The organism is Pandoraea sp. B-6, assembly GCF_000282835.1.
Classification (GTDB): domain Bacteria; phylum Pseudomonadota; class Gammaproteobacteria; order Burkholderiales; family Burkholderiaceae; genus Pandoraea; species Pandoraea cepalis.
Genome location: NZ_KB290509.1, coordinates 11,357 through 21,603, shown reverse-complemented (window position 1 = coordinate 21,603; position 10,247 = coordinate 11,357). Strand labels below are relative to the sequence as shown.

The following is a 10,247-nucleotide window of genomic DNA, read 5'->3' as shown; positions in this document are numbered from 1 at the left end:
TTCGGCGCGGTCATGAGCTCGCCCCCGGCCATTTGCAGGTTGTCGATCACCTGAAGCAGGTTGTCGGTGAGGAACGCAATGTGCTGAATGCCTTCGCCGTTGAAGGCCATCAGGAATTCCTCGATCTGGCCGCTGCCCTTGGCGGATTCCTCGTTCAGGGGGATGCGAATTTTACCATCGGGCGCGGTCATGGCCTTGGATGTCAGGCCCGTGTATTCGCCCGAGATGTCGAAGTAGCGGATCTCGCGGAAGTTGAACAGCTTCTCGTAGAAGCTGGCCCAATAGGCCATGCGGCCGCGATAAACGTTGTGCGTCAGGTGGTCGATCAGACGCAGGCCGTGGCCGACCGGATGACGGTCGACGCCCTCGATGAATTCGAAGTCGATGTCATAGATCGACTTGCCTTCCTCGAAGCGATCGATCAGATACAGCGGCGCACCGCCGATGCCCTTGATCGCGGGCAGACGCAGCTCCATCGGGCCGGTCTCGATCTCTACCGGCTGCGCACCGAGCGCCAGTGCACGGGCGTAGGCCTTGTGCGAGTCTTTCACGCGGAATGCCATGCCGCAGGCGCTCGGGCCGTGCTCGGCGGCGAAGTAGGCCGCTTCGCTGTTCGGCTCGCGGTTCACGATGAAGTTGATGTCGCCCTGGCGGTACAGCACTACGTCCTTCGAACGGTGACGCGCCACCAGCGTGAAGCCCATCTGCTCGAAAATGGGTTCGAGGACATTCGGGGTAGGCGACGCGAATTCCACGAATTCGAAGCCCATCAGTTGCATCGGGTTGTCAAACAGGTCGGCCATGATCGTCTCGGCTGGGTCAGGTGATGGATAAAGTGTCAGATTCGTCGAACGCCGGGTGACGGCGGAAAGTGCAACAAAATTGCGCTTTGTCGACCGTCGGGTTGGGATAAACCGGCGGGCCCGTTCCGCTCGCCGTAATCCCTGAAATAGTGGGAAGGTGGCACGCACGTGCGACGTTTTACCGCGCTCAGTGTAAGGGGGACACCGCAAAATAGGATTTCGTAACGGTGTTAGGGAAACCCTAGTTTTTGCACTAATATTTCGTGATATGTGCCTAAGGAGAGATAAAAGTGCATGACATCGAGATCGATCGAATCGACGTCCGGTTGCTGGGGGTATTGCAGTCGCACGGGCGAATTTCGAATCTTGAGCTGGCCGAGGCGATCAAGCTGTCGCCTGCTCAGACGTTGCGGCGTCACCGGCGGCTCGAGGAGACGGGGGTGATCAAGGGCTACGACACACGGCTCGACGCGCAGCAGCTCGGCTTTGGCGTGGTCGCCTTTGTCCACGTGACGATGGAGCGCGGTCATATCCGCGACCTGTCGAATTTCAAGGGATTGGTGGCGGAGCTGGCACAGATTCAAGAGTGCTTTTCCGTGACGGGGGATATCGACTACGTGCTCAAGGTCGTGGCCCGTGATCTGAAGGCGCTGTCCGAGTTTCTGCTCGATACACTGATGCGGATTCCCGGGGTGAGTGCCGTCAAGTCGAGCGTTTGTCTCGACGAGATCAAGTGCACCTCGGCCGTGCCGCTCACGCCCTGACGAGGCGCCCGATCCCCGGGGCCGCGGGTCGACGACGACCGCGCCGGTGCGTGCCGGCCCACGAGGGAAATGTCATGAGACAACACATCATGGTTGACAGCGTCCGAAACTCTGTGATTTCATGAGGGCCATGATCACCGCGCAATTCTCCCTCTCGCTACGACTACTAGCCCGCTCCACCGGGCTTGGTCCGTTGCTGCGCGCGTGCATCGTCTGAAGACTTCTCTGAAGCACCGCTGATTTTCCCCAGTTACGCCGATCTGAGCCCCGGTTCCTCCAACCGGCGGTCGTAGCTAATCTGCGTTCATGCGTCGTCCGGTTGCCACTTTTGCCGACCCTTGAGACTACGCCATGTTGAAGCACCCCGCCACGAAGTACCGCCCGTTCACCCCGGTCAATATCCCCGACCGACAATGGCCGAGCCGCACCATCACGCGTGCCCCGATCTGGATGAGCACCGATCTGCGAGACGGCAACCAGGCCTTGTTCGAGCCGATGGATGCCCAGCGCAAGATGCGCATGTTCAAGACGCTCGTCGCCATTGGCTTCAAGGAAATCGAAGTGGCGTTCCCGTCGGCGTCCGATACCGATTTCAACTTCGTGCGCGAACTGATCGAAGGCGGTCACATTCCCGACGACGTCACCATCGAAGTCCTCACGCAGGCCCGTGACGACCTCATCGAGCGCACCTTCGCCGCCCTCAAGGGCGTACCGCGCGCCATCGTCCACCTCTACAACGCGACCGCGCCCGAATTCCGCCGCATCGTCTTCAACCTCGATCAGCCCGGTGTGAAGGCGCTTGCCGTGGCTGCGGCCAAGACGATCAAACGCTGTGCCGACGCCGCGCCGGACACGCAATGGACGCTGCAATACAGCCCAGAGACGTTCACCGGCACCGAACTCGAGTTCGCCAAGGACGTGTGCGACGCGGTGTTCGACGTGTGGCAACCCACGCCGCAGCGCAAGTGCATCGTCAACCTGCCGGCCACGGTGGAGATCGGCACGCCGAACCACTACGCCGACCAGATCGAGTGGATGCACCGTCACCTCGCGCGCCGCGATTCGCTGATTCTCTCGGTCCACCCGCACAACGATCGCGGCACGGCCGTGGCCGCGGCCGAGCTGGCCGTGATGGCCGGTGCCGACCGCATCGAAGGTTGCCTCTTCGGCAACGGCGAACGCACCGGCAACGTCGACCTCGTCACCCTCGGTTTGAACCTGTACACGCAGGGCGTGGATCCGGGCCTCGATTTCTCGAACATCAACGAGATCGCCCGCACGTCGGAGGAATGCACGCAGTTGCCCGTGCATCCGCGTCATCCGTATGTCGGCGACCTGGTGTTCACCGCATTCTCCGGTTCGCATCAGGACGCCATCAAGAAGGGCCTGGCCGCGCAAAAACCGGACGCCGTCTGGGAAGTGCCGTACCTGCCCATCGACCCGAGCGATCTCGGCCGCACGTACGACTCGATCATTCGCGTGAACAGCCAGTCGGGCAAGGGCGGCATCGCCTATCTGCTCGAGCAGTCGTATGGCGTGCAGATGCCGCGTCGCCTGCAGGTCGATTTCAGCTCGGCCGTACAGCGTTACACCGACGAGACGGGGGCCGAAGTCACCGCGTCGCAGATCTGGCAACTGTTCCAGAAGGAATACGTGGCGTCGAGCGAGCCGGTCGCGTACGTCGGTCACACGCTGTCCGAGCGGGACGGCCGCCAGCATATCGCCGTGACGGTCGACATTCACGGTCAGCGCACGACCGTCTCGGGCACCGGTAACGGACCGCTGGACGCCCTGATGCACGCCATGCGTACGCCTGTGCGCGTTCAGCACTACGAGGAGCGCGCGCTCACGCAAGGGGCCGACGCCCGCGCGATCGCCATCGCGGAGATGGCCGGCGACGCCATCGTGGGCAGTGCTTTCGGCGTGGGCATCGATGCGAATCTGACGACCGCATCGATTCGGGCAGTGATCAGCGGCATCAACCGCGCGTATGCCCGCAGCGAAGCGGACGCGCAGACAACGTTCTTCGACGCCGTCATGCGCGACGTCGCCAAGGCTGTCTGAACGGTCAGGGGAACCTGAGGAAGGACGGAAGGAGATTGAGGGCAGACGCGTCCCGACCGGCATCGATCATGCCGACGGGACCCGGACGAGGCGTGGCGGGACTTACCGAGTCCCGCACGCACGCCCGGCCCTGAAACACAGGCGGTGTGGTGGGATTACACCGCTTCGATGGCGATAGCGATGCCTTGGCCGACCCCAATGCACATCGTACACAGCGCAAAGCGACCACCCGTACGCTGGAGCTGATACATCGCCGTCGTCACCAGACGTGCGCCGCTCATGCCGAGCGGATGGCCCAGCGCAATGGCGCCGCCGTTCGGATTGACGCGCAGGTCATCGTCGGCCACGCCGAGCTGACGCAGCACGGCCAGGCCCTGGCTCGCAAACGCTTCGTTGAGTTCGATCACATCGAACTGATCGATCGACATACCGAGCCGAGCGAGCAGTTTTTTCGTTGCGGGAGCCGGACCGATGCCCATGATGCGCGGTGCCACCCCTGCCGTCGCCATGCCCAGAACGCGGGCACGCGGCGTCAGGCCAAAGCGCGCCGCACTCGCCTCGTCTGCCAACAGCAGTGCGCAGGCGCCGTCGTTGACGCCAGAAGCGTTGCCGGCGGTCACGGTGCCATCCGGGCGTACCACGCCCTTGAGTCTGGCGAGCGCTTCCATGCTCGTTGCACGCGGATGTTCGTCGCGATCCACTACGATCGCCTCGCCCTTCTTCTGGGCGATGGACACCGGCGTGATTTCCTGGGCCAGCGTGCCATCGGCCTGGGCGCGTGCGGCCTTTTCCTGCGAACGCACCGCAAAGCGATCCTGATCTTCACGGCTGATGCCGAACTCGGTCGCGACGTTCTCGCCCGTCTCGGGCATCGAATCCACACCGTACTGTGCCTTCATCAGCGGATTGACGAAACGCCAGCCGATGGTCGTATCGTAAATCTCCGCCTGACGCGAAAACGCGCTCGCCGCCTTGCCCATCACGAACGGCGCACGGCTCATGCTCTCCACGCCGCCGGCGATCATCAGACCGGCTTCGCCCGCCTTGATGGCGCGCGCGGCGGTGCCGATGGCGTCCATGCCCGAACCACACAGGCGGTTGAGCGTGGCGCCCGGCACGTCTTGCGGCAGGCCGGCCAGCAGCGACGACATGCGCGCCACGTTGCGGTTGTCTTCCCCGGCCTGGTTGGCGCAGCCGAAGATCACGTCGTCGACCTGCGTCCAGTCGACGCCGCCGTTGCGCGCCATGAGCGCCTTGAGCGGAATGGCGCCGAGGTCGTCGGCACGCACGGAGGACAGCGCGCCGCCGTAGCGGCCGATCGGGGTGCGAATCGCGTCGCAGATAAAGACTTCACTCATGGGTCTACCTCAGCCGAATCGAAACTCGCGCAGGGAGTCTCGCAGATGAAAAAACGCCGGGTCACATCAGGCGATGTCCCGGCGATGGGGGTGTCGCGTCAGGCAACGGCCGGCGAGGGCAGCAGCGTCACGCCGGTCACACGCTGGAGTTCGTCGAGCGTGAGGCCGTCGACCATCTCGACGACGCGCAGGCCCTCGGGGGCGACATCGATCACCGCCAGATCGGTGTAGATGCGCGTGACGCAACCCACGCCGGTGAGCGGATAAGTGCACTGCTCGACGATCTTGCTATCGCCCTGCTTGGTCTGGTGTTCCATCATCACGAACACCTGCTTGGCGCCGCTGGCGAGATCCATCGCACCGCCGACGGCTGGAATGGCGTCGGGAGCGCCGGTGTGCCAGTTGGCGAGGTCGCCCGTCTTCGAGACCTGGAACGCGCCGAGCACGCAGAAGTCGAGGTGGCCGCCGCGCATCATCGCGAACGAATCGGCATGGTGGAAGTAGGCGCCGCCCGGCTTGAGCGTGACGGGTTGCTTGCCGGCGTTGATAAGGTCTTCGTCCTCTTCGCCCTTGGCGGGGGCCGGGCCCATGCCGATCACGCCGTTTTCGCTCTGGAGAATGATCTCTCGCTCGGCAGGCAAGTGATTGGCAACAGCGGTCGGCAAGCCGATGCCGAGGTTCACGTAGGCGCCGTCGGGAATGTCCTGGGCGACGCGGGCGGCCATCTGGTCGCGGGTCAGTCGGTTCATGTCGTGCTCCGAAATCAGATGGGGATCAGGCGCGTGCGGCGCCAGGCACCGCGACAACGCGTTGAACGAAGATGCCGGGCGTCACCACGGCTTCCGGATCGAGCTCGCCAAGCTCGACGACTTCATTCACCTGAACGATGGCGCACTTGGCCGCCGTGGCCATGATCGGGCCGAAGTTGCGCGCGGTCTTGCGATACACGAGGTTGCCCCAGCGGTCGCCTTTGAGCGCCTTGATGAGCGCGAAGTCGGCGTGGATCGGCAGTTCGAACACGTACGGCTTGCCGTCGATGACGCGCGTTTCCTTGCCCTCGGCGAGCAGCGTGCCGTAGCCGGTCGGCGTGAAGAAGCCGCCGATGCCGGCGCCCGCGGCGCGAATACGCTCGGCCAGATTGCCCTGCGGCACGAGTTCCAGCTCGATCTTGCCCGCGCGGTAGAGCGCGTCGAACACTTGCGAGTCGGTCTGGCGCGGGAACGAGCAGATAATCTTGCGCACGCGCCCGGCACCCAGCAGGGCGGCGAGGCCAGTCTCGCCGTTGCCGGCATTGTTGTTGACGATGGTCAGTTCGCGCGAGCCTTGCTCAATCAGGGCGTCGATGAGCGCCGAGGGCATCCCGGCATTGCCGAAGCCGCCAATCATGATCGTCGCGCCGTCGTGAACGTCGGCCACCGCGCTGGCGAGCGACTCGTAAATCTTGTTGATCACACGTGCCTCCTGGGCAGTTCCATCGGGCTGGCGGACTCGCGCCCGTGACCCTTGTTGAGTGTCTCCCGGCGACGGCGACTTGTCAGGCGGCATCGTCTGGTTCACAATGTTCTTATAGCGAACATATATTCGCTATAAGAACAGCGTAAGCCTTCTCTTGTCGGCCGTCAAGCGAGGGTCGGCCCGAGGGGGGGAACGCCGGTCTGGCGCAGGCGACGCGGTGGCGTGTGTCGTGCGGTGGAACCGGCGACACAAATCCATTACGCTTGCCGTTCCATTGCCTTTCGCCATCCGCCTTTTCCATGACACCCGTGCCCAACGACGCTACCGACCCCACCGACAAGAAACCGGGTGACTCCTATGTGCAGTCGTTTGCGCGCGGGTTGGCCGTGGTCAAGGTGTTCAACGCGACGCGTCCGGCGCAGACGCTCTCGGAAGTCGCACAGGCGTCGGGCCTCACCCGTGCGGGGGCGCGACGCATTCTGCTCACGCTCGAAGCGCTGGGCTACGTGCGAAGTGAGGGGCGCCTGTTTCGGCTCACGCCGCGTATTCTCGACCTCGGCTTCTCGTATCTGACGTCGATGCCGCTGTGGAATCTGGCCGAGCCGTTCATGGAGGCGCTGGTGCAGCAAGTGCATGAGAGCAGTTCCGCCTCGGTGCTCGATGGCGACGACATCGTCTATGTCCTGCGCGTGCCGGTGCGCAAGGTGATGTCGATCAACCTGTCGATCGGCAGCCGTCTGCCGGCATGGTGTACCTCGATGGGGCGCGTCATGCTCTCGGCGTTGCCCGACGACGAACTCGACGCCGCCTTGCGTCGCGCGGACATTCGTCAGCACACGCGCCGCACGGTGACGGATATCGACACGTTGCGTCAGCGCATTCTCGACGTGCGCGCCCAAGGGTGGGCCATCGTCGATCAGGAGTTGGAAGAGGGGATGATTTCGATCGCTGCGCCAATTCGCAATCGCGCGGGGCAGGTGATCGCGGCGATGAATGTCAGTGGTCAGGCCAACCGGACGTCGGCGGCGGAAATGGAAGCCACATTCCTCGCTCCCCTGCTGGCGGCGGCGCAGAAGATTTCGCAGATGGTGGTGGTGTAACGCCCGCACGCGCATTGCTTGCGCGGTCTCGCGTCGAACAACGCGGGGCGCCCGATGGCCGGGCGCCCCGCCTTTGCTTGTGTCACGCGTGCGGACCGTCCGTCGAACCACTCGTCGCGGTGCCCAGTGCGCCAGCGCGCGCCAGCCGAAGCGCCGAAAGCAGCGTGTCGTGATCGCCGATCTGGTTGGCGAGCAGCAGGATCAGTTGCGCGTTGGCGGCCTGACTTTGCGCCTCGTCGAGATCTCGGTGCATGTCGATCAGGGCTTCGTAGAAGTCGTCCGGACGCGTCAGACGCGGTTGTGTTTCGAGTGCCATGAAGGGGCTCCTTACTGCGGGATCGATGGGATCGGGATGTGGTCGATGCGTTTGGCCGGAGGCACGTCAGGCCGCGCATTGCATCGGCGCGACTTCCGGGGCGGTACGTCCCAAGGCGCGCTCGCGCGCGGCGGCAATCGCCGTCGCGTCGACGCTGCGCCACCGCGCGCACACGTGTTGATCCGGACGAATCAGATACACCGTTCCCGGCGCGGCGTCATAGCGTTGGGCCGCCAGGCCTTGCGCGTCGTGCCAGACGCTATGGGGTTCGCCGCGCGCGTCCTGCGCCGCTTCGGCATCCGGCGTGACGAACAATGACACGACGGGCACGCTGCCGTTCGCGAGGGCGTCGAGGCCCGCGAGCGATGCCGCATCGAGCGACGCCGGCGCACCGAATACGAGTGCGACAAAGCGCCCGCCCAGGCGAGGCAGCAGCCAGCCGTCCTGCCCATGCCGGACGAGCGGCGCGTCGACGCAGGCCGTGCCCGGGACCATGCGTCCCGCAAACGTGTCGCGCTCCGGCGTATTCAATGTCGACTCGCTCAGCACGGCGGGCACGGACAACCGCCCGCTGTTGACCAACTGACGCGCAAACGCGTGATCGCGGGCGAGCGTCAGCACGGCATCGCGGAAGACCCGCGAGACAGCGCTCTTGGGCGTGATGAAATCGGTGGAGCGCGTCGAGTTACGGATGTTTTCGTCGGCGGCGAATTCGCGCTCACGGGCGTAAGTATCGAGCAGCGTATCCGGCGCCTGACCGGCGAGCACCCGCGCCAGTTTCCACGCGAGGTTCTCCGCATCCTGCACGCCGCTGTTCGCACCGCGCGCGCCGAACGGCGACACACCATGCGCGGCGTCTCCGGCGAACAGCACATGACCGTGACGGAAGTCGTCCATGCGCAGGCACGAGAAGGTGTAGACGCTGACCCACTCCAGGCTGAATTTGGCGTCCGGGCCGAGCAAGGCTTGCACGCGCGGGATCACGCGCTCGGGCGTCTTCTCGACGGCCGGGTCGGCGTCCCATCCCAATTGGAAATCGATGCGCCACACGTTGTCGGGTTGTCGATGCAGCAGCACGGATTGATTCGGATGGAACGGCGGATCGAACCAGAACCAGCGCTCGGTCGGGAAGTCTGCCGTCATCTTCACGTCGGCGATCAGGAAGCGGTCCTTGAATGTGCGTCCGTGGGTGTCCACACCGATCAACTTGCGCACGGGGCTGCGCGATCCGTCGGCGGCCACGACGTAACGTGCGCTGGTTTGATACTCGCCGTCGGGCGTCTCGACCGTGAGCGTGACGCTCGCCTCAGGCGTGCCGGGCGTGCCCTGCTGGGTGAGTCCGACGACCTTGTGCTTCCAACGGATGTCGATGTTCGGCAGTTCGCGTGCGCGCTCGTAGAGATAGCCTTCGACGTAGTACTGCTGAAGATTGATGAACGCCGGGCGATGGTGTCCCGCTTCGGGCAGCAGATCGAAGTTGTAGACCTCCTGATCGCGCAGGAACACGCGGCCGACGTTCCAGCGCACGCCCTTTTGCACCATGCGCTCGCCGCAGCCGAGACGGTCGAAGATATCGAGCGTACGCTTGGCGAAACAGATGGCGCGTGAGCCGGCCGAGAGCGTGCAGTCGTCGTCGAGCACGATCACGGGCACGCCTTGCTGCGCAAGGTCGATGGCGCCGGCCAGTCCCACCGGCCCCGCGCCGACCACGATGACCGGGTGGATCTCACCTGCGGCGTTGCCGGACTGTTCTGCGCAAGGCCGGTAATCGAACGTCAGGCGCTGGTAATCGATGCTGCTCATGCAATGTCTCCATCGTCGGCACCGCACCGGCGCACGTGCCCCGGCGGGTTCCGCTTTTTACTTTTGATGTTGCGCTCGGCGCGAACTCAGTCCTGCAGGGCGGTCCACATTTCCTTGTCGCGCTGCGCCGTCCAGATGCGCGGATGCGTGATGCCGCTCGCTTCGTCGAACGCGCGGGTCACATCGAACGGCAGGCAGTGTTCATAGATAAAGACATGACCGAACTTCGGATCCATCTCGCGACGCGTAAGCGCCATCGCACCCTTCAGATCGAGCTTCTGTTCGACGGCCTGCTTGCCCGCTTCGAACAACGTTGTCACGAAGTCCTTCGTGTACGCCAGGCCCTTGGCGACATCGTCGGGCGTGGTCAGGGCAGGGCCCCGGCCCGGCACGAGCTTTTCGGCGCCGAGCGCGGCCAGCGCGTCGAGCGTGGCCGGCCATTCGGCGAGTTGCGCGTCACCGGTGTAGCAGGCGGCGTCGTACTCGACCAGGTCGCCCGAGAACAGCACCTTTTGCGACGGCAGCCACACCACGGTGTCGCCCTTGGTGTGACCCGAACCGAGGTGCGCGATCTTTACTTCGAG

At 64.4% G+C, this 10,247-nt stretch carries 10 protein-coding genes; 3 read left to right on the top strand and 7 right to left on the bottom strand.

The features are described 5' to 3' along the window. A partial coding sequence (locus A985_RS24785) for a 4-hydroxyphenylpyruvate dioxygenase family protein (RefSeq protein WP_232424568.1) occupies positions 1-803 on the bottom strand: 803 nt, incomplete at its 3' end. 290 nt (positions 804-1,093) lie between these two features. On the opposite strand from A985_RS24785, the gene A985_RS0109015 reads away from it, so the two are divergent. Further along, positions 1,094-1,567: an Lrp/AsnC family transcriptional regulator gene (locus A985_RS0109015; protein WP_017233080.1), complete on the top strand. Its 474-nt coding sequence runs from the start codon at positions 1,094-1,096 to the stop codon at positions 1,565-1,567. 351 nt (positions 1,568-1,918) lie between these two features. Beyond that, entirely contained in the window at positions 1,919-3,631 is a 1,713-nt protein-coding gene (gene leuA / locus A985_RS0109010) for a 2-isopropylmalate synthase (RefSeq protein WP_017233079.1), read from the top strand. Positions 3,632-3,786: 155 nt separating this feature from the next. On the opposite strand, the gene pcaF is transcribed toward leuA, so the two are convergent. The 3 genes from pcaF to A985_RS0108995 all read right to left on the bottom strand — a co-directional run bounded on the left by pcaF (position 3,787) and on the right by A985_RS0108995 (position 6,441). Beyond that, positions 3,787-4,989: a 3-oxoadipyl-CoA thiolase gene (pcaF, locus tag A985_RS0109005; RefSeq protein WP_017233078.1), complete on the bottom strand. Its 1,203-nt coding sequence runs from the start codon at positions 4,987-4,989 to the stop codon at positions 3,787-3,789. 98 nt (positions 4,990-5,087) lie between these two features. After that, positions 5,088-5,738, bottom strand: a complete 651-nt coding sequence (locus tag A985_RS0109000) for a CoA transferase subunit B (RefSeq protein ID WP_017233077.1) — start codon at positions 5,736-5,738, stop codon at positions 5,088-5,090. 25 nt (positions 5,739-5,763) lie between these two features. After that, a complete protein-coding gene (locus A985_RS0108995; protein WP_017233076.1) occupies positions 5,764-6,441 on the bottom strand; it encodes a 3-oxoacid CoA-transferase subunit A in 678 nt (225 codons plus the stop codon). Between the two features lie 302 nt (positions 6,442-6,743). Here A985_RS0108995 and A985_RS0108990 point away from each other — a divergent pair, with 302 nt between their 5' ends. Next, positions 6,744-7,544 carry an IclR family transcriptional regulator gene (locus A985_RS0108990; RefSeq protein ID WP_017233075.1) on the top strand — a complete coding sequence of 267 codons (801 nt, stop codon included), beginning with the start codon at positions 6,744-6,746 and terminating at the stop codon, positions 7,542-7,544. An 82-nt stretch (positions 7,545-7,626) separates the two neighbouring features. Here A985_RS0108990 and A985_RS0108985 read toward each other — a convergent pair whose 3' ends face one another. The 3 genes from A985_RS0108985 to A985_RS29080 form a co-directional block, all read right to left on the bottom strand. Next, positions 7,627-7,860, bottom strand: a complete 234-nt coding sequence (locus tag A985_RS0108985; RefSeq protein ID WP_017233074.1) for a DUF2783 domain-containing protein — start codon at positions 7,858-7,860, stop codon at positions 7,627-7,629. A gap of 66 nt (positions 7,861-7,926) precedes the next feature. Next, positions 7,927-9,663: an FAD-dependent oxidoreductase gene (locus tag A985_RS0108980; protein WP_017233073.1), complete on the bottom strand. Its 1,737-nt coding sequence runs from the start codon at positions 9,661-9,663 to the stop codon at positions 7,927-7,929. Between the two features lie 86 nt (positions 9,664-9,749). Next, the coding region (locus tag A985_RS29080; protein ID WP_369751559.1) for an MBL fold metallo-hydrolase at positions 9,750-10,247 on the bottom strand (498 nt) is incomplete at its 5' end.